This window comes from Micromonospora sp. SH-82, assembly GCF_051132485.1.
In the GTDB taxonomy this organism is placed as follows: domain Bacteria; phylum Actinomycetota; class Actinomycetes; order Mycobacteriales; family Micromonosporaceae; genus Micromonospora.
Map to the genome: position 1 here is coordinate 2,721,535 of NZ_CP148049.1, position 19,680 is coordinate 2,741,214.

Below are 19,680 nucleotides of genomic sequence, written 5' to 3' on the forward strand. Positions count from 1 at the left end.
GTGGGTATTCACCCCTTTTGTAATCTATCGCGGATCGATGTGGGGATGCGTCACCTCGGGGGGCGACAGTGAGCGACAGCATCGACCGTTTCTTCGCCCACCTCCAGGAGACGACCGGCGAGATCCTGCCCGTCACCCCCACCGGCGTCCTCCGGTTCGACCTCGTCGACGACAGCACGACCACCACCTGGTTCGTGACGATGCGCGATGGGCGGGCCCGGGTGAAGCGCACCGGCGGGGACGCCGACTGCGTGGTCGAGATGCAGGCCGCCGACTTCGAAGGCCTCCTCGCCGGGCGCAGCAACTCCGTCGCCCTGCTGTTCCGGGGGGTCGTCTCGATCGAGGGAGACCTCAAGCTGTACCTGCTCTTCCGCCGACTGCTGCCGAAGCAGGCGGACAGTGGCAACCCCGACCCGGACGTCGGCGTCCCGGTCAGCCGGGAACGCGACGGGATCCGCCTGCACGAGTGGAGCAGCGTCTTCCACGGCAACATGTTCATGATCAGCGGCCAGGACGGCAACGCCGAGGCCGGTCCCACGGTTCCGCTCGGGCTGTTCTTCTTCGACACCCGGTTCCTGTCGACCTGGCGGCTGAGCGTCGACGACCAGCCGCTCGCCTCCCTCAGCGTCGACGACGTCCGGTCCTTCGAGTCCAAGTTCGCCCTGGTGCCCGGCCGTCCCGCGCACTACGTGAACACCACCACGTCGATCCTGCGGCACCGGTGGCTCCGGGAGAACCTCGAAGAGGAGATCACCCTGTTCAACTTCGCCCCCGAGCCGGTCCGATACACCGTACGGCTCGACGTCGGGGCGGACTTCGCCGAGATCAAGGAGGTGCACGACGGGTTCCACCGGCAGCGTACGGTGACCAGCACCGTCGACCAGGACGCCCTGCGACTGCACTACCGGCGGCAGACCCTGCACCGGGAGACGGTGATCTCCAGCAGTCAACCAGCCCACATCGACGAGCAGGGCTTCACCTTCACCGTGACCGTCGACTCGCACGGCACCTGGTCCACCCGGATGCGGGTGCTGACCCTCGTACGCGACCTGCGCCAGCGCGACCTGCGGGAACGGCTGTACAGCTCCACCACCCGGGCCCGGGCCGAGGCGGGCCGGGAGATCGACGCGATAGTGTCGACGGCGCCCCGGCTCCGCGCCGACCACGAGGGGCTCAGCGAGGCGTACGAGTGCAGCGTCCGCGACCTCGCCGCGCTCTACTACCAGGGCCTCAACTTCGCCGAACGGCTGCCCGCCACCGGCCTGCCCTGGTCGATGACGCTACTCGGACGGGAGAGCCTGGTCAGCAGCTTCCAGGCCCTGCCCTTCCTGCCCGACCGGGCGGTGAACACCCTGCGGATCATGGCCCTGGCCCAGGGCGCCCGCCACGACCCGTTCCGCGCCGAACAGCCAGGTCGGATCGTCCAGGAGAGCCGGTACGGCGAGTCGGCGGCCTTCGACGACAGCCCGGAGGCAGCGGACTTCGGTGCCGTCGACACCACCCCGTGGTTCGTCATCCTGCTCGACGAGTACGAACGCTGGACCGGCGACGCCGACCTGATCCGCCGCTACGAGGTGGAGGCCCGCGCCGCCGTCGACTGGCTCGACACCGACGCCGACCCCGTCGGCACCGGATACGTCTGGTCCGACCGGCGCGAGACCCGGGCCGGACCGGTGAACGAGTCCTGGCGCAGCTCCGCCGAGGGCATCTGCTTCCACGACGGCCGACTGGCCACCTACCCGCACGCGGTCTGCGAGGTGCAGGGGTACACCTACGACGCCAAGCTCCGCGCCGCCCGGCTGGCCCGACGCTTCTGGAACGACAGGGCCCTGGCCGACAGGCTCGAACGGGAAGCCGCCGACCTGCGAGAACGGTTCAACAGTGACTTCTGGCTTCCGGACCGGGGGTACTACGCCCTGGCGTTGCAGACCGACGGGACCCCGGTCGACGCGCTCGCCTCGAACGTCGGACACCTGCTGTTCAGCGGGATCGTCGAACCGGCCCACGCCGAGCGTCTGGTCGGACACCTGCTGGGTCCGGCCCTCTTCAGCGGTTGGGGGGTGCGCAGCCTGGCCGCCACCGAGGGCCGGTTCAGCCCACTGGGCCAGTACACCGGCGCGGTGTGGCCGTGGGACAACTCCATCATCGCCTGGGGGCTACGCCGGTACGGGTTCAAGGAGGAGGCCGCCCGACTGTCCACGGCACTGCTGGCGGCCGGCCGGTACTTCGGCGGGCGGCTACCCGGGTTCTTCGCCGGGTACGACAGGGAACGCACCAGGGTCCCGGTGCCGTACCGGTTCACCGACAGCCCGTACGCGCCCTCGTCCGGGGCGACGTTGTTGCTGCTGAGGGTCCTGCTGGGGCTGGAGCCGTACGACGACCACCTGGCGGTCGACGCGGCGGTGCCCGAGGAGATGGGCCAGATCGCGTTGCTCGACGTCCGGGGCCGCTGGGGGTACGCCGACGCCCTCGGCCGGGGGCGTCGGCTGCGCGACCAGCACCCGCCCCGGTCGTGAACCCGGGTCAGCGGCGCGGGCGCCGCTTCGACGGGCGGGTGGGGCCGGCACGCCCCGGTGTGGACGGGCGGCGGGCCACCGGGCGGGACGGCGGTCCGTTCGTCGTCCCCCGCCGCCGGGCGGCCCCCCACACGATCACCGCCACCACGGCGACCACGATCCCGGGTACCACCCAGGCCCCGATCCCGCCCCCCTCCTCCTGGGCGGGGGCGGCGGCCGGTGCGGAGGCGGGCGGGGCGGTGCCCGCCGGTGCGGCGGAACCGGGGCTACCGGGGCGGCTGCGGTGCCCCTGCTCCAGGAGCGAGAGCAGGGCCGGGGCCGCCTCGTTCGTCGGTGCGGTCCACCCGGCCGGAGGGCCGCCGGTCGGCCCCCGGTAGTCGAAGCTCAGCGAACCCTTCACCTCGTCACCGTCGGAGGCGACGGAGAGCCACGTGGCGGTGTACCTGCCGGTCACCGGCCAGTGGGCGACGGTGAGCAGCGCGGGGTAACCGGTGTGGTAGAACGTCGGCTCCAGCCGACCGTCGACGAGGTAGTACTCCTGGACCGGCTTGTCCAGGCGCTTCGGCTCCCCGTGGGTCCAGGCACCGTCCACCCGGGCCCCACCCGGGGCGCGGAGGGTGAAGTGGGCCTGGGCGTGCGGCTGCTCGGTGAAGTAGAGCGCCACGTGCTCCAGGGGCGAGTCCACCACCGTGTCGGCGAGCGGGGCGGAGACGGCCAGTTGACCGTGGGCGGCGGCCGGGGCGGCGGGCAGCAACACCGCCGTCGACAGGACTACCGACAGGGCCGCCACCAGGGCTCCCACTCGTCGGGACGAGCCGACGCCGATTCGCATCTGCTCATGATGGCCATTCCCCTGGCCGGGGACAAGACGTAGAGTTCACAGCCCTGACATCGGAGGCGACACGACCGTACGGAGTGCGTCAATGCCCATGGGTGACCCTGCCCCCCGCCCCGTCGTCCGCCCCGCACCCCGTACCGTCCTCCGTTGACCGACCGGACCGGGTCGACCCCCGTCGGCCTGCTCGCCCACGGTGTCGGTGGCCGGGAGGACCTGCCCCTCTCGCTGCCCCAGCTCGTCGTCGCCGCCGCCCTCACCCTCGTGATCACCTTCGTCGCGCTGGGCGTGCTCTGGCGCTCCCCGAGGCTGGACCGCGACGGCCACGTCGGGCAGCCCGTCCCGCGTCGGCTCGCCGCGTTCCTCGACGCACCGGCGTTCCGGTGGGCGCTGCGCGGACTCGGCCTGCTCGCCGGGGCGTACCTCTGCCTGGCTCTGCTCGGCGGGCCCGACGACGAGGACAACCCCACGGCGGGCGTGCTCTACGTCCTCGTCTGGATCGGCCTGGTCCCCCTGTCGCTGGTGTTCGGGCCGGTGTGGCGGGCGGTCAGCCCGCTGCGGTCGCTGTACCTGGTGCTCGCGGCGGCGGCCGGGCGCAACCCGGACCAGGGGCTGCGACCCCTCCCGTCGGGCCTCGGGGTCTGGCCGGCGGCGTTCGGGCTGGTCGCCTTCGTCTGGCTGGAACTCGTCGCACCCGGTCGGGCCACCCTCCCGGTGATCAACGCCTGGCTCGCCGGGTACGCCCTGGTCATGCTGGTGGGCGCGGTGCGGTACGGCGTCGGGTGGTTCGACCGGGCCGACCCGTTCCAGGTGCACAGTGCACTCGTCGGACGGATGGCCCCGGTGGGTCGGCGCGACGACGGCGTCCTGGTGTGGCGCAACCCCCTCGACGGGATGGCCACCCTGCGGCCGGAGCCGGGACTGGTCGCCGTGGTCGTCGTCCTGCTCGGCTCGACCATGTACGACAGCCTCTCCACCGCCCCGGCCTGGCAGCGGTTCACCCAGGAGAACGGACTCCCGGCGGTGGTCACCGGCAGCCTCGGGATGGCCGGGGTCCTCGCCCTGGTCGCTGTCGCCTACCACCTGGCCGTCCGGGCGGCGGCCACCCTCGGGCGGGACGGCCAGGTGGCACCCGGGCGGGTCGGCGGGGAACTGGCCCACTCGATAGTGCCGATCGCCGTCGGCTACCTGCTGGCCCACTACTACTCGTTGCTCGTCGTCGAGGGTCAGCGGACGTTCGCGTTGCTCTCCGACCCGCTGGGCACCGGCGCGAACTGGCTCGGGACCGCCGACTGGAGACCGCTCACCGGCCTGGTCACCCCGGACACGGTGGCCGCCCTCCAAATCACCCTGATCCTGATCGGGCACCTGCTGGGCACGGTGCTCGCCCACGACCGGTCGCTGTACCTGTTCCCCCGGACCCGGGCGGTCACCGGCCAGCTACCGATGCTGGTGCTCATGGTCGGCTACACCGTCGCCGGTCTGCTGCTGCTCTACGCCGGCTGACCGGGTCGCCCCGCCGGTCCTGGTCAGCCCGACACCGACTCGGCCTCCACCTTGCTGCCACGACTGCGCAGGACGTGGTTGAGCAGCGCGATCAGCACCTCCTTGCTGGACTCGCGCAGCCGTGCGTCGCAGAGCATCACCGGGACCTCCGGATCCAGGTTCAGGGCGAGCCGTACGTCGGGGAGGTCGTACCGGCGGGCACCCTCGAAACAGTTCACCGCCACGATGAACGGGACGCCGTGCCGCTCGAAGTAGTCGATGGACGGGAACGAGTCGGCCAGTCGACGGGTGTCGGCGAGGACCACCGCGCCGAGGGCACCCAACGCCAACTCGTCCCAGACGAACCAGAAGCGGTCCTGTCCCGGGGTGCCGAACAGGTAGAGCACCAGGTCGTCGCCGAAGCTGATCCGCCCGAAGTCCATCGCCACGGTCGTGGTGGCCTTCTCCTCGACGCCGGAGAGGTCGTCGACCCCGACGCCGGTCTCGGTCAGGACCTCCTCGGTGCGCAGCGGCTGGGTCTCGCTGACCGCGCTGACCAGCGTGGTCTTGCCGACACCGAAACCGCCCGCGACGAGAATCTTGATGGCTGTCGGGAGGACCACCGTGGGGGAGTCGTCAGAGTTTCCGTAGTCCATTGATGAGTGCCTCGAATACGTGGTTGTCCGGAAGCAGGGTGGGCGGCCTCGGCTCGGAGACCCGGACCAGCCCCCGGGCGAGCAGGTCGTCCAGGAGGACCCGGACGGTGCCCAGGGGCAGGTGGAGGTGGGCGGAGACCTCGGCCAGGGCCAGCGGCCGTTGGCAGAGGTCCACGATGTGCAGGTGTTCGGGGGTCAGTCCGACCTCCAACTGAGGTGCCGGTGCCGTGGCGAGGACCAGCGAGATGACGTTGAAGCCGTTCCTGGTACGGGCTCGGCCACCGGTCATCGCGTACGGTCGGACCAGCGGTCCGGCGTCGTCGTCGACCCACAGGGGTTCCGCGTCGGGCATCTCGGCGCGTCCTATCGGATCGGCCGGGTGGGAGCGACGAGGAACCGACCGGCCCGTCCGACCACCATGGCCATCTCGTAGGCGATGAGTCCGACGTCGGCGTCCTCCCCGGCGAGGACGGCCAGGCACGCGCCGCTGCCCGCCGCCGTGACGAACAGGAACCGGCTCTCCATCTCGATCACCGTCTGTCGGACCGGGCCGCCGTCGAATCGGCGACCGGCCCCCTTCGCGAGGCTCTGGATCCCGGAGGCGACCGCGGCCAGGTGCTCCGCGTCGTCCCGGCTCATCCCGGTGGAGGCGGCCATGAGCAGGCCGTCCACGGAGAGCACGACGGCCTGCTCGGCCTGCTTGACCCGGCCGATCAGGTCGTCGAGCAACCAGGCCAGGTCACCGGCGGACTGCTGCTGCTGTACCACTCGTTCCTCTTTCTACCGGTCGGTGCCGCGCGCGGGGGGATCCTCCGGGTCGGGGCGGTCGTCGCCTTCGGTGTCCTGGAGACGTTCCGCGTCGGCGCGCCCGCGCAGGGTGCCCCGCTGGTACGAACTCATGGTCCGGCGGACCCGGTCGGGGGAGGTGACAGGCGCGTCGTCGTCGGCGTCGTCGTCGACGGTCGGCGAGTCGCGCAGCTGCGGGGCGATGCTGGACTGTCGGACCCGGACCGGGAGACCGGCGGGGGTCTGCCCGCCGTCCGGGGGTGTCGCTGCGGGGCGCTTCGGTGGTGTGGCCTGCAGCGGGGCGCCGTCCTCCGCCACCCGTGGGGTGGTCGGCGTCGGCGGGGTCTCCGGTGCCGTCGCGGGTGGCCGCTGCGCCGGGGACGGGGTGTCGGTCGGCCGGGCCGGACCGGCCGGGGTGATCGTGGGCAGCTCCTGGGTGGCCAGGACGTCGCTCGTCGGAGCCGGACCGGCGGACGGGACCGGACCGGCGGACGGAGACGGACCTGCGGACGGGGTCGGGTCGGCGGACGGGGCCGGACCGCGGGACGGGACCGGACCGCGTTGGGCGAGCGCCACCGACCCGCCCGGCTCACCGGCCCTGGTCCGGGCGCGGTCGGGCAGGCCTCCGGCGTTCGGGGCGGGTGCCTTCGTCGACGCCGGCTCCCGGCGGAACCCGTCGGCACCGGTGACCAGGTCCATCGGGATCAGGACCACGGCGGTGGTGCCACCGTACGGGGAGTTCTTCAGCCGGACGCCGAGCCCGTGCCGGGCGGCCAACTGGCTCACCACGAACAGGCCGAGCTGGTTGGCGTTGGAGAGGGTGAAGTCGCGCGGGGTGGCGATCTGCTCGTTCGCCGCCGCGTACTCCTCCTCGCTCATCCCGAGCCCACGGTCCTCGATCTCGATGGCGAACCCGTTCGCCACCAGCTGTCCCCTGACCTCGACCTGGGTGTGCGGCGGAGAGAAGGTCAGGGCGTTCTCGACGAGCTCGGCGAGGAGGTGGATCACGTCGCTGACCGCCCGTCCGGCCAGGCCGACCGACCCCAGCGGCAGCACCTGCACCCGGGGGTAGTCCTCGACCTCCTGGGTGGCGGCGCGGGCCACGTCCAGCATCGGCACGTTGCGTCGCCAGGCCCGACCGGGAGCCGCCCCGGAGAGGACGATCAGGTTCTCCGCGTTACGCCGCATACGGGTGGCGAGGTGGTCGACGCGGAAGAGGTCCTCCAGCTTCTCCGGCGACTCCTCCTGCCGTTCCATGGTGTCCAGGAGGGTCACCTGCCGGTGCACCAGACCCTGGGTACGCCGGGCGAGGCTGAGGAACACGTCGCGTACGGCCCGGCGCAGTTCGGCCTGCTCGACGGCGGTACGGATCGCCGTCTCCTGGACCCTGTTGAACGCCTGCCCCACCTGCCCGATCTCGTCGTCGCCGACGTCGAGCGGGGGCGCCTCGGTGGCGACGTCCACCTTCTCGCCCCGGCCCAGCCGCTGCACGACGGCGGGCAGACGCTCGTCGGCGAGCTTGTGCGCGGTGTCACGGAGCCGCTGCAACTCGGTCATCAGGGCCCGGGTGGTGGTCACCGAGATCACGATGGACGCGATGACGGCGATGAGGCCCAGACCGGCGGCGAGGATCAGCCGGACGACGACCATGACGGCGGCCGGGATGGCCCGGTCGACGATCTTGTCACCGCCGTCGAGAACCGACTCCTGGAGGCCGGACAGCGCCCGGTCGGCTGCCGGCTCCCAGTCCTGGGCGGCGACCACCGGGCGGGCGACGTCCCGGTCACCGGCGGTGATCCGGTCCTGGAGCTCGCCCAGCCGGCTGAGGTCGGTGCTGGTGAGCAGCGTCTGGAACAGGCTCCGGTCGTCGGCCCGCATCTGGTCGAGGGTCCGGTCGGCGAGGAACCGTTGGGCGGCCACCAGGTCACCGAAGCGGGAGTGCTCGGCGGGGGTGACCCGACCGGCGGCGAAAACCCCGGCCAGGAGGGTGTCCTGCTGGGCGACCAGCTCCCGGACCCGGTAGATCTCGATCAGGTGCCGGGTGTCCGCCTCGAGCACCCGGTCACCGATGCCGCCGATGACGTCGTAGATCAGGAAATGGCTGCCGACGGCCCGGGTGTAGGCGTCCTGGACGCCGGAGCGGTCGGCCGCCCGTTCGTCCACCGACCTGCGGACTCCGGGGAGGGCGTCCAGCTCGGCGACGGCGGCGTCGATGCGCTGGCGGGTCTGGTCGGTGCCGGCCAGCCTCGCCGTCCAGCCCGTCGCGGTGCGCCGGAAGTCCGCGGCCAGCTCGTCGACGGTGCGGCGGCCGTCCTGGAGGGCCTCCCGCCGGGACTCGTTGGGGGCGGCGAGGTAGGCGACGGAGAGTCGCCGCTCGTCCTGCAACGCGGGTACGAGGACCTCGCTCGGCGCGGCCACCTCGGTGTCCATTGCCCGGATGCCCAGGAGTGTGACGCCGTCGCGGAGGGTCACCCAGGCCGCGAACGACCAGAGTGCGACGAGCGACAACAGCAGAGCAATGACCTTCGTACGCAGATTGGTGCTGCGATACCGCATCAAACCGTCCCATGGGCGGACATCGGTAACCCTCCGGCATTTTCAGGCCGGTCGAGTTATTCGGAGGAGGCAGACCGGGAGACGCTAGCAGCTCGCCGACTCTCCACTCAAGACTGCCCGGATCGCTCGTGCGAAGTGCCCGGTCGGCCTCGTGGCGGACGTCGCCCGCCGTCCTCGAAGGACTCACTCACGACTCAGGAGTGGGTCCACAGGCGATGAAATGCGCAAAGGTGAAGCCGATCACCCCCCGGAGCCATGGATGTACGGAGAGGAGATGGCTAAGTTTGCCGGGGACGACCAACGCACGGGGGCCTCATGATTACTCAAAGTGATGGGAGAAGGGTGCTGTGGGGGTCTCCGACAGTGAGTCAGGAGTCAGGGCGCGGGTGATCCCGGCCCGCCGGGCGGTGCCCGGGATGCTGCGTGACGTCCACGCCGCGCTGCTCGACGCGGCGAACTCCTCCGACGGGGAGGTGGTACGGATCGGCCTCGGCCTGTCCCGGCCGTACCTCGTCACCCACCCCGTGCACGTCCAACAGGTCCTCGCCGAACGGCCGACCGTCTACCAGCGGGGCAGCGACACCGCGCTCTGGCGGTCTGTGCGCCGGGTGGTCGGCGACGGCATCCTCGGCGAGGGCGACGACTGGACCACCAGCCGGAAGGTCCTGGCCCCGCTGTTCCGCCCCGCCCGGATCACCGGCATCGCCGCCTCCCTGGTCGACACGGTCGCCGACGCGGTCCAGGGGATCGAGGCGGCGGCGGGCACCGCGACGCCCGTCGACATGGCCGACGAACTCACCCGCATCGTCGCCGCGGTGAGCGTCAGGACGTTCTTCGCCGACCGGCTCTCGCTCGACGACGCCCTGCGGATCACCGAGGCGCAGGCGACCATCCTCACCGCCATGATTCCCCGGGTCGTCGCACCGTTCGTACCGTGGTGGCTGCCGATGCCCGGCGACCGGCGCTTCCACGCCTCGGTCCGCACCATCGACGACATCCTGCTGCCCGTCCTGCGCCGAGCCGTCCACGAACCCACCGACGGCGACGACGTCCTGTCCATGCTGGTCCGGGCGCGGGCCGCCGACGGAGACCCGCTGCCCGACCGGCGGATGCGCGACGACCTCGTCTCCATGGTGGCGGTGGCCACCGAGACCAGTCAGACGGCACTGACCTGGCTCTGGCCGGTGCTGGCCGGACGTCCCGACGTGACCGCGCGGCTCACCGACGAGATCGACCGGGTGGTCGGGGCCGGTCCCGTCCGCGCCGAGCACCTGACCCGGTTGACCTACACCGGGATGGTGCTCACCGAACTGCTCCGCCTCTACCCACCCGGGTGGATCCTGCCCCGGCGGGCGACGACCGACGACGTCCTCGGCGGCGTACGCATCCCGAAGGGCGCGACGGTGCTGCTCTCGCCGTACGCCACCGCACGGATGCCGAAGTTCTGGGGGCCGACCGCCGGGGAGTTCGACCCGGACCGGTTCGCCCCCGGTCGTGCCGAGGCGCAGGGGCGGCACCGCTACGCCCACTTCCCCTTCGGCGGGGGGATGCACCGCTGCGTGGGCGAGCACCTGTTCCACCTCCAGGCCACGCTGATCGTGGCGACGGTCCTGCGCCGGTTCGAGTTCACGGCCGTCGACGACACCCCGCCCGGCGTCGAGGTCGCCGGGCTGCTGCGGGCGCGGCAGCCGGTGTCGCTCACATTCACCCGTCGCCAACGAGACCAGGAGCGCGTCTGATGTCAGTCGTCACCACCGAACTCGACTCCGCCGCCGAACACGCCCGGATCTGCGCCCTGGCCTCCCGGGGGCAGCGCGACCTGCAGAAGGTCGCCGCCGCGTACCCGGCGATCCTGCCCGATCCGCCCGTCGACCCCAGCATGCTCGGCGCCGTCGCGATGTCCACCGCGTTCATCGCCCCCTGGTGCACCGCCGCGCAGCTGCGGACCGCCAACCGGACCTCCCTCTGGATCACCGCCGAGGACTGGGAGATCGACTACCGGGCCACCTCCGCCACCGAGGTCGCCGAGGTCGTCGCCCGGTGCACGGCCGTCGCCGAGGGAGCCGCCCCCGACGACGGCGACCAGCTCGGACTCTTCCTCGCCCGGATCCGCGCCGACCTCGCCACCGTCGACGCCTTCGCCGACACGCACCCACTGTGGAGCGAGGAGGTACGTCGCGTCCTCGTCGCCGACGCCCGGGAGTGGCACTGGAAGGCCGACGGGGTACGCCCCACCGTCGAGGAGTACCTGGCCAACGCCGACGGCTTCGGAGCCACCTTCGTCAACGTCTCGCACTGGATCGCCACCGGTGACCCGGACACCCTCACCCACCTCGACGAGCTGACCCGGGCCAGTCGGCAGGCCCAGGAGATCATCCGGTTGGTCAACGACCTGGCCGGCCACGAACGCGACGCCCGCAGCGGTGACCTCAACATCCTCTCGCTCGGCCTGGACGCCGACGACGTACGGAAGCTGACCGCGGAGCGGATGACCGACTGCCGCGCACTGCTCGCGGAACTGGCCCGACGCTGCCCCCAGCAGGCCGTCTACCTCGCCCGGGAGATCGGGTACACCAGCGGGTTCTACCGCCAGACGGACTTCTGGGGTCACGTTGAACAGCGGTGAACTCGCCGAGATCGTCCGGATCGACGTCGACTCCGAGGTCCGTGACCTGGTCGCCCGGATGGTGCGACACCCGGCCGGTCAGGTCTCCGCCTCGACCTACGAGACCGCCCGGCTGGTGAGCCTCGCACCCTGGCTGACCGGCCACGACCGCCGGGTCCGGCACCTGGTGGCCACCCAGCGGGCCGACGGTGGCTGGGGAACCGACGACCCCTACGGGCTGGTGCCCACCGCGAGCGCCACGGAGGCGCTGCTGACCGTGGTGCGTACCGGCTCGGCTCCGGGCCTGGACACCGTCATCCGGGCGGCGTCACGGGCGGTGACCGCGTTGGCGGACCGGCTCGGCGACGTCCGCGCCCTGCCCGACACCCCGGCGATCGACCTCATCGTGCCGGCGCTGGTGGGGGCGATCAACGAGCACCTGGCCGACCCCCCGCCGGGGCTGCCCCGGACCCGGCTCCCGTTGCCCCCGGGGATGACCGGTGCCCGCCTGGCCGCCGTACGGGACCGGGTGGCCGCCGGTACCCCGCTGCATCCGAAGCTGCACCACGCCGTCGAGGTGGTGGCGGACCTGCTCCGCGACCTTCCGGGGCTCACCCCGCTGCCGTCGGGGACGGTCGGCGCGTCCCCGGCCGCGACCGCCGCGTGGCTGGCCGCCCGGGACCGCCCGGACGCCCACCCGGCGGCGCTGTCCTACCTGGAGGGCGCGGTACGCCCGCTCGGTGGACTCGCACCCTGCACCACCCCGATCGCGGTGTTCGAGCGGGCCTGGGTGCTCAGCACCCTCACCCGGGCCGGCCTGCCGGTCACCGTCCCGGCCGAGGTGGTCCGCAGCCTCACCGCCGACCTGGGTCCGGCCGGCGTCGCGACGAGCCCCGGGCTGCCCCCCGACGCCGACACCACAGCCGTCACCCTCTACGCCCTGATGCGGCTGGGCGTACCCGTCGACCCGGACTGCCTCTGGCCCTACGAGACCGGCGCCGGCTTCTGCACCTGGCCGGGGGAGGACGGTCTCTCCGTCACCACCAACGCCCACGTCCTCGACGCACTGGGCCGACACCTCGCCGACGGGGCCGGCCACGACCGGCATCACAGTGCCGTCGACCGGCTCCAACTGCTGCTGCTCGACCGGCAGGACACCGACGGGGCCTGGCGGGACCGGTGGCACGCCTCGCCCTACTACGCGACCCTCTGCTGCGCCCTGGCCCTGCACTCCTACGGCCGCCCCGCGACGGTGGCCCCGGCCCTGACGAGAGCGGCCCGCTGGGTGGTGGACACCCAACGGGCCGACGGTTCGTGGGGGCGGTCCGACGGCACCGCCGAGGAGACCGCGTACGCCCTGCATCTGCTCTGCACTGTGGCGTCGGGTCCCGACACCGCCGCCGCCGTGGCCCGGGGGCACGCGTACCTGATCGGGGTGGACGACGGGGAGGAGGGCCTGCCGCTCTGGCACGACAAGGACCTCTACCGTCCGGACCTGATCGTCCGGGCGGCCGTGCTCGTCGCCCGCCACCTGGCGGCCCCCGCCTAGGCCGGGGGACCGTCCGCCGACCACCCGGTCGGCGGACGCCCCCGGGTCGGGAACGGCTCCGGGCCCCGGCCGTCACCGACCGGGGCCCGGAGGATCACCTGTGGGTCACAGCTGCTCGCACTGGCCCCGCAGCGCACCCCGGACCGTGTTCGGCCGGTCCTCGTCCACCGGTGCCGGGTCGTTGCCCCGGCACCGCAGGGCGCCCTTGACCAGGCTGTCCGTGATCACCACAGCCTGACCGCCGACGTTGTCGAACAGGTTCACCGGGGAGTCCGCCCGGATCGATTCGAGCCGGACCCCGGCGGTGTTGCGCGAGGTCGACACCGGACCCTTGACCACCGTGTCGACCACCGTCACCGGACCGGTCGCCTCGAACACGGTCAGCGGACCCTTGATCGTCGCGCCGGTCACAGTGAGCAGCGCCGCGGTGTTCGCCACCAGCGGACCGTTCAGGGTGCCGCCGGTGACCACCAGGGAACCACCCTTGCGGACCGTGGTCTGCCCCGGGACGACGGCGTCCACCAGGCAGACCACGGCGCCCGGCTTGACCGTCACCGGCAGGTCCTGCCGACCGGTGATGGTCTCCGTGCAGGTCGGCCCGCCCTGCCCGACGGTGGAGCGGGGCTGGGTGTCCGGCGTGACAGGGGAGTTCGCCGCCAGGTACGCGGTGAGCATCGTCAGGTCGTTGTCGCCTGTCGTCACCCGGTCGGTGCCCTGCCCCAGCGTGGTGAAGTTGTCCCCACCGGAGGCCAGGAACGAGTTCACGGTGACCCGGTAGGTGCCGGTCGGGCTCAGCGGACTGCCGTTCAGCGAGACGGACACGATCCGGGACCCCCGGGGTGCCTGCGGGTCGTAGACGTAGGTCAGCCCCTTGGAGACCCCCAGCCACAACACCGGCCGGGACGCCCCCTCGGGCTGCCACTGCTCCTCCAACACCTGCTTGATCTGCGCGCCGGTGTAGGACTTGGTGACCACGTCGTTGGCGAACGGCTGCACGGCGAACGCGTCGGCGTACGTGATCGTGCCGTCGGTGCCGTACCTGAGGTCGGCACGCAGGCCACCGGGGTTCATGAAGGCGATCTGCGCCCCACCCCGACCGGGGTCCCGGGTGCCGGCGAGCTGCACGTCGGCGATGAGGTTACCCAGCGCCGACTCCTTGCCCCGGTCCTCGTTGCCGTTGGTGAAGGCCCGGGTGACGTCCCCCGTGACGGTGCCCAACTGACGCCGGCCCAGCTCCTCGGCCCGGGTCTTGGCGGCGGCCACGATCTCGGCCACCGCCGGGTCCTGCGGCGCACCGACCACGTCGACGAGGGTCGCCTCGGTGCCGGTCACCGTCCGGGTGGCCGGGTCGAAGGTCAACGTGACCCGGCCGAGCCGCTTGCCGTAGTCCTCGGCCTGCACCACCGGACGCAGCCGGTCCGAGCCCGGTACCGGGACCTGGAAGGCGTACGGCTGGTGGGTGTGCCCGCTGAAGATGACGTCGATCGTCGCGTCGGCCCGGGTGTAGCGGCCGAAGACCGGGTCGGCGGCCAGCTGCGCGGCGGAGCCGATGTTCTGCGTCGCCGCCCCCTCGTGGGCCAGCAGGACCACGACGTCGGCCTCACCGTTGGCCGGATCGCCGTCCTTGAGCTGGGCGGCGACCCGGTTCGCCTCGGCCACCGGGTCCCGGAACGTCAGACCGGCGATGCCGTCCGGACTGACCAGGGCGGCGGTCTGCTCGGTGACCACACCGACGAAGCCCACCCGGACCCCGCCGATGGTGTCGACCGTGTACGCGGGCAGCACCCGCTCGTCACCCCGGTACACGTTCGCCCCGAGGTGCGGGAAGTCGGCCCGCTCGGTGACCCGGCCGGTCAGGTCGGCCAGGCCCTTGTCGAACTCGTGGTTGCCCACCGCCGAGACGGTCAGCCCGGCCTTGTTCAACACGTCGATGGTCGGGTTGTCGTCGTCGATCGCGGAGACGAACGTCGACGCGCCGATGTTGTCCCCGGCGGAGACGAAGGCCGTGTTCGGGTTCTGCTGCCGCAGCCGGTCGACGAGCCCGGCGATCTGCGCGGCCCCGCCGACGGGCTGCCCGTTCGAGGCGGCCGGGGACTCCAGCCGACCGTGGAAGTCGTTGATGCTCAACAACTGCACGTCGATCGGTGCGGTGTCGGTGCCGGTCCTGATCCCGACGACCAGCGGGTTGTGGTCGCTGGCCCGGTACGCGTCCGGGGCGAAGAACGTCGGGTGACCGTCGTACTGGAAGGCGTACGACTCGACGGCGTTGATCTGCCAGACGTCGACACCGGTGACCCGGGCCGCCAACGACGGCGAGGCCACCACGTGGTCGAGCGACCCCGACTCGCCACCGAAGACGTAACTGGTCTTGCCGGTGTCGTTGAGGTTGCGGTAGTCCTCGTCGTAGAGGACCCGCATCGGATCCTCGTACGTGTAGGCGTTGAAGTCGCCCAGCAGCAGCACGTCGGGGGTGCCGAGGGTGTCGACGAAGGCCGTCAGGGCGCGGGCCTGGCGGACCCGGTCACCGTTGAAGGCGCCCTGCCCGTCTCCGGCGTCGGCGTTGTCCCCGGTGCCGGTGCCACTCTTGGACTTGAAGTGGTTCACCACCACCGTGAAGTCGACCGACCCGGCGGTGAAGGTCTGGGCGATCGGCTCGCGGGCGTTGAACCAGACGGTCTCGTCGTCGACCGACCGGGACGCACCCTTCGGCGCGACAGCCGCCGGCTTGAAGATGATCGCGGTGGTGATGACGTCCTGCTGCGCGGGGGCGGGCAGGTCGGCCGGGGTACGGACGTAGTCCCACGTGCCCGCGCCGTCGGCCCGGTTGAGTGCCCCGACGAGGCGCTTGAGTGCCTTCTGCGGGTCGGCGGCGTCGAACCGGACGGAGTTCTCGATCTCCTCCAGCGCCACCACGTCGGAGTCGAGCGCGCTGATCGCCGAGACGATCTTCGCCTCCTGCTTGGCCAGCGCCGCCTCGTCGTCGGCCCCCCGGGCCTCCCCACCGAAGTGGACGAAGTAGTTCAGCACGTTGAAGCTGGCCACCTTGACGTCCCCGCCCACGTCCACCGGGGCGGCGGTGCGCGGGTTGGTGGACTTGAAGGTGGTCCGACCGGCGGCCGGGGTGTCCGCGTCGACAGGGGTGGTCGGCTGGAGCCGCCACTCGCTGAACCCGTACGACAGGACCGTCGGGCCGAAGGCCTCGACCTGGTCGCCGACGCGTACCGGCTCCGTGCGGGACAGGTACGGCGGGGCCAGCCCGGCGCTGGAGAGGTTCGTGGTCCGGCCGTCGTCGAGCAGGAGTCGGGCCGACCTGTTGTCGGCGGCGACCTTCCTGGCCTCGTCGGAGCCGGGTGCGGCGACGTCGGTCGGGGTACGGGCCGGCTGCTCCCCGGCGGTGAGCACGAGCTCGCCGAACCGGTTGACGTTGTAGACCTCGGAGACGGCGAACCGGCCGACCGGCGCGACCAGCATCGACTCGACCGACTCACGGGCGGCGTCGTCCAGCGGCAGGGTGACCGGGACCGGCTCGGGCAGCGGGACCCCGCGCTGGCAGACCTGCACGTCGGCCCGGCCGGCGATGCTGAGCTGGGTCAGCCCGTTGAACTCGGACGCGGTGCCGGTGACCCGGACCCGGTCCCCGACCGCTACCGCCGGGTGGTTGGCGGTGTTCGTGGTCAGGTAGACGAAGACACCGTCGGAGGCGGTCCCGCCGGCCACCGGCCGATCCCCGCCACTACCGGCGGTCTGCAGGTAGACGCCGTTGTACCCGCCGGTGCGGTGGTCGGCGGTGACCACGCCCTCGACGGTGACCCGGGTACCGGCCAGCGGGGTCGCGTCCCCGGTGCCCTGGACCTGGGCGATGGTCCGGTCGACGGTGACGGTGCAGCCGGTGCCCGGATCGGGATCGGGGTCGCCCCCGCCGCCGTTGCGGACACCGAAGGTGTTCGGCGCGGGCGGACGCCACGTGCCGTCGATCTTCTGGAGGGAGTGGCCGACGGGGGTGGAGGCGGTCTCCTGCACCCCGATGTCGGTGCCGGTCAGCCCGTTCGCGGGGCCGCCGACGGCGGTGAAGGTCCCCTCGTAGGTGAGGAACTCGGCCACCCGTCCGCCGGGTTCGACCAGGGCGATGCCGTCGGGGGACCCGTTCTGGATCCCGTCGGTGGGGTACTCGGCGACGACCACACCGGCGGCCGGCACCGTCTGGGTGAGGGTTCGGGTGTGGTACGGCGCGCCGTTGGCCCCGTTGTAGAGCACGATCTGCCAACCGGTCAGGTCGAAGCCGACGGGGGCCTCCACCTCGACCGCCTCGCCGACGTCGGTACCGGCGTTGTCGTAGTGGATCTCGCTGATCGTGGGGGTCTGCGCCGTCGACGCCGGTTGGGCGTGGGCGGGCAGCCCGGTCGTTGCGATGAGCGCTCCACTGGAGACCAGTACGCCCAACACGGTTCGTGTCCGTCTACCGCTGTTCCAGTCCATGAACTCCGAGTCCTCCGAGAGGGATCTGGCCGATGGAGGATAAGCGGATCGGATTACCGAGCAGTAGACCCGAGACGGCGAAAGGGCGTGCCGTTCGGGTCAGGTGGACGACGACGCGTCCCGTCCCAGCCAGTCGGCGAAGTGGATCGCGCCGACGCGGTGGGTGTCGCCGGAGGGGACCAGGGTCCGCTCGTCCAGGAGCTGTCCGAAGTACCGGGCCTGCGGGTCGACGACGACGGCCCGGTCGTCGTGCCGTACGGCCAGGACCTCCTCGGCGATCCGGGCCAGGGGGAAGGACTCCGGACCGGCCAGCTCGACCACCCCGTCGACCGGGTCACCGGTGGCCAGTTCGACGAGCGTGTCGGCGACGTCGTCCACCGCCACCGGTCGGATCGGGGCGGGGGAGAGGCGGATGACGTCCCCGTCGGCCCCGGCCGCCACGATGTCGGCGAGGAACTCGTGGAACTGGGTCGCCCGCAGGATCGTGAACGGTCGACCGGAGCCCTCGATCAGCGCCTCCTGGGCGACCTTGGCCGGCATGTACCCGCTGTCCGGCATCCGGTCGGCGCCCACCACCGAGAGGGCCACGTGGTGCCCGACCCCCGCCTCGGCCCCGGCGGCGAGCAGGTTGCGGGTGGAGGTCCGGAAGAACTCCAGCGCCGCCCCGGGCTCGAAGGAAGGTGGGTTCGTCACGTCGACGACGACCTGGGCTCCGGTGAGCGCCTCGGCGAGGCCGTCGCCGGTGACCGCGTCCACACCGGTCCCCCGGGAGGCGGGAACCGCCTCGTGCCCTCCGGCCCGGAGTCGGCCGACCAGTCTGCGGCCGACGAGCCCGCTGCCTCCGACGACCACGATCCGCATGACGCCCCCTCGACTCGGAGATCCCCGTCCGGACCAGGATCCCGGACGGCACAGTCGCCGTGCCACACCCGTCCGTGCCCCGGGCGGGCCGGACGGCCATCGCCTGGGGCACCGCAGGGGCGGCGACGTGCCCCTGCGGACACCGGTCAGGGCTGCTGCGGTCCCGGTTCGGTGACCCAACCGGCGAAGAGCACCAGACCGGTGGCGCGGTGCACGGCGAGGAAGCAGAACGGCGGGGTCACCTCGACTGTGGTCACCTCCTTCGTCACCGATGCGCGGGGGGCCGCCCCGGCACGGGCGGCCATCGCCGTCACGGCGGCGGCACAGAAGCCGGCCTCGCCGAAGACGGCGGTGGCCGACTGCCGGGCCTGCGACACGTACAGGGGCTGCGCGCTGATCCCGGGGAAGTGGTCGCCGGGGGTCCCGACGGCGGAGCCCAGCCCGAACACCTCGGGGTGCTCCAGCAGGTCGTGGTCGGCGGTGACCCGGAACGGCACGGTCCAGACGTGCACCTGCGGGCGGTCGTCGGTGGCGGTGACCGTCCGGGTCCCCACCCCCGGACCGGCGGGCACCGGCAGCCCCGCGTCACCGGCCCACGCGGCGATCGCCGCCGGCACCACCTCCCGGGCCGGTCGGTCCGGCTCGGCGAGGGCGAGCACCACGTCGACGTCGGCCTCACCGGGCACCGTCAGCAGGCTCAACGGCCCCGCCGGGGTGGCCGACACGCGCAGCCGGGACACCTCGTCGGTGACCTGGTGCAGACCGTCGACGTCGCGCCCCCGCCAGGCGCCGACGGTCGGTCTGAAGGGTCGGCGTCGGAAGGGCTCGGCCCAACCGGTCCGCACCAGCAATGCGCTGACCAGCACCAGCAGGTCGGTCGGTCCGACCTGGACCGGCACGGCGGGGATCAGCCCGTCGGTCCGCTCGGCGGCCCACTCGTCCAGGGTCCGCTGGTCCGTCGCCGGGTCCCCTGTCAGCCGTCGACGCAGCGGTTCCGGCACGGCCGCCAGCCAGCTGTCGGTCAACGGCAGGTCGGCGGCGGACCAGACGCCCAGGGCCAGCCGGGTGGTCGGCGAGTCGACCAGGGGCAGTCCGGTCGGGGCGACGGCGGCCAGCTCACTGCGGGCCGCCCCACCGGCGTGCGCCGCCAGCAACGCCAACAGTGGGTACGCGCCCGCCCCGGAGAGCACCGTCGGTCGACCGTCGAGGGTCTGCGCCCACCCGGCGGTGAGGCGGTTGGCGGCGTCGACGCCCGTACCCTCTCGCACGTCTGCTCCCGTCGGTCGGTGTCCGGCCGGACCGAAGATATCCGCCGGGGACAACCGGAGCGCCCCCGACGCCGACCGCCCGGGTGA

General features: G+C 72.5%; 13 protein-coding genes. 5 read left to right on the plus strand and 8 right to left on the minus strand.

Features of this window, described 5'->3' with window-relative positions:
- The first annotated feature begins 68 nt into the window (after positions 1 to 68).
- On the plus strand, positions 69 to 2,516 hold the full coding sequence (locus WHN02_RS12550; protein ID WP_434743469.1) for a glycogen debranching N-terminal domain-containing protein: 2,448 nt from the start codon (positions 69 to 71) through the stop codon (positions 2,514 to 2,516).
- A 7-nt stretch (positions 2,517 to 2,523) separates the two neighbouring features.
- Here the strand turns inward: WHN02_RS12550 and WHN02_RS12555 are convergent, their stop codons facing one another.
- Positions 2,524 to 3,348: a copper resistance protein CopC gene (locus WHN02_RS12555; protein ID WP_434743470.1), complete on the minus strand. Its 825-nt coding sequence runs from the start codon at positions 3,346 to 3,348 to the stop codon at positions 2,524 to 2,526.
- Between the two features lie 153 nt (positions 3,349 to 3,501).
- On the opposite strand from WHN02_RS12555, the gene WHN02_RS12560 reads away from it, so the two are divergent.
- On the plus strand, positions 3,502 to 4,857 hold the full coding sequence (locus tag WHN02_RS12560) for a hypothetical protein (RefSeq protein WP_434743471.1): 1,356 nt from the start codon (positions 3,502 to 3,504) through the stop codon (positions 4,855 to 4,857).
- Between the two features lie 23 nt (positions 4,858 to 4,880).
- Here WHN02_RS12560 and WHN02_RS12565 read toward each other — a convergent pair whose 3' ends face one another.
- From WHN02_RS12565 to WHN02_RS12580, 4 genes are read right to left on the minus strand one after another with little or no spacing between them, the layout of a single operon-like run.
- Positions 4,881 to 5,492: a GTP-binding protein gene (locus WHN02_RS12565; protein ID WP_434743472.1), complete on the minus strand. Its 612-nt coding sequence runs from the start codon at positions 5,490 to 5,492 to the stop codon at positions 4,881 to 4,883.
- On the minus strand, positions 5,473 to 5,844 hold the full coding sequence (locus tag WHN02_RS12570; RefSeq protein WP_350897012.1) for a DUF742 domain-containing protein: 372 nt from the start codon (positions 5,842 to 5,844) through the stop codon (positions 5,473 to 5,475). Before WHN02_RS12570 ends, WHN02_RS12565 begins: the two co-directional genes overlap by 20 nt.
- Positions 5,845 to 5,855: 11 nt before the next feature.
- Complete coding sequence (locus tag WHN02_RS12575; RefSeq protein ID WP_434743473.1) at positions 5,856 to 6,260, minus strand: roadblock/LC7 domain-containing protein; 405 nt, start codon at positions 6,258 to 6,260, stop codon at positions 5,856 to 5,858.
- A gap of 12 nt (positions 6,261 to 6,272) precedes the next feature.
- Complete coding sequence (locus WHN02_RS12580) at positions 6,273 to 8,834, minus strand: nitrate- and nitrite sensing domain-containing protein (RefSeq protein WP_434743474.1); 2,562 nt, start codon at positions 8,832 to 8,834, stop codon at positions 6,273 to 6,275.
- A gap of 389 nt (positions 8,835 to 9,223) precedes the next feature.
- Between WHN02_RS12580 and WHN02_RS12585 the strand changes: the two genes are divergently transcribed.
- Genes WHN02_RS12585 through WHN02_RS12595 form a run of 3 tightly spaced genes read left to right on the plus strand, consistent with a single transcriptional unit; the run spans position 9,224 to position 12,988 of the window.
- On the plus strand, positions 9,224 to 10,573 hold the full coding sequence (locus tag WHN02_RS12585) for a cytochrome P450 (protein WP_434743937.1): 1,350 nt from the start codon (positions 9,224 to 9,226) through the stop codon (positions 10,571 to 10,573).
- Complete coding sequence (locus WHN02_RS12590) at positions 10,573 to 11,460, plus strand: terpene synthase family protein (RefSeq protein ID WP_434743475.1); 888 nt, start codon at positions 10,573 to 10,575, stop codon at positions 11,458 to 11,460. The genes WHN02_RS12585 and WHN02_RS12590 overlap by 1 nt, the downstream gene beginning before the upstream one ends.
- Positions 11,447 to 12,988: a prenyltransferase gene (locus tag WHN02_RS12595; protein ID WP_434743476.1), complete on the plus strand. Its 1,542-nt coding sequence runs from the start codon at positions 11,447 to 11,449 to the stop codon at positions 12,986 to 12,988. Before WHN02_RS12590 ends, WHN02_RS12595 begins: the two co-directional genes overlap by 14 nt.
- 105 nt (positions 12,989 to 13,093) lie before the next feature.
- Here WHN02_RS12595 and WHN02_RS12600 read toward each other — a convergent pair whose 3' ends face one another.
- The 3 genes from WHN02_RS12600 to WHN02_RS12610 all read right to left on the minus strand — a co-directional run bounded on the left by WHN02_RS12600 (position 13,094) and on the right by WHN02_RS12610 (position 19,593).
- The gene (locus WHN02_RS12600; protein ID WP_434743477.1) at positions 13,094 to 17,431 is read right to left on the minus strand and encodes an ExeM/NucH family extracellular endonuclease; all 4,338 of its coding nucleotides are present in this window, start codon (positions 17,429 to 17,431) and stop codon (positions 13,094 to 13,096) included.
- Between the two features lie 132 nt (positions 17,432 to 17,563).
- On the minus strand, positions 17,564 to 18,325 hold the full coding sequence (locus WHN02_RS12605; protein WP_434743478.1) for an SDR family oxidoreductase: 762 nt from the start codon (positions 18,323 to 18,325) through the stop codon (positions 17,564 to 17,566).
- Between the two features lie 146 nt (positions 18,326 to 18,471).
- A complete protein-coding gene (locus WHN02_RS12610) occupies positions 18,472 to 19,593 on the minus strand; it encodes a serpin family protein (protein WP_434743479.1) in 1,122 nt (373 codons plus the stop codon).
- Positions 19,594 to 19,680: the final 87 nt, after the last annotated feature.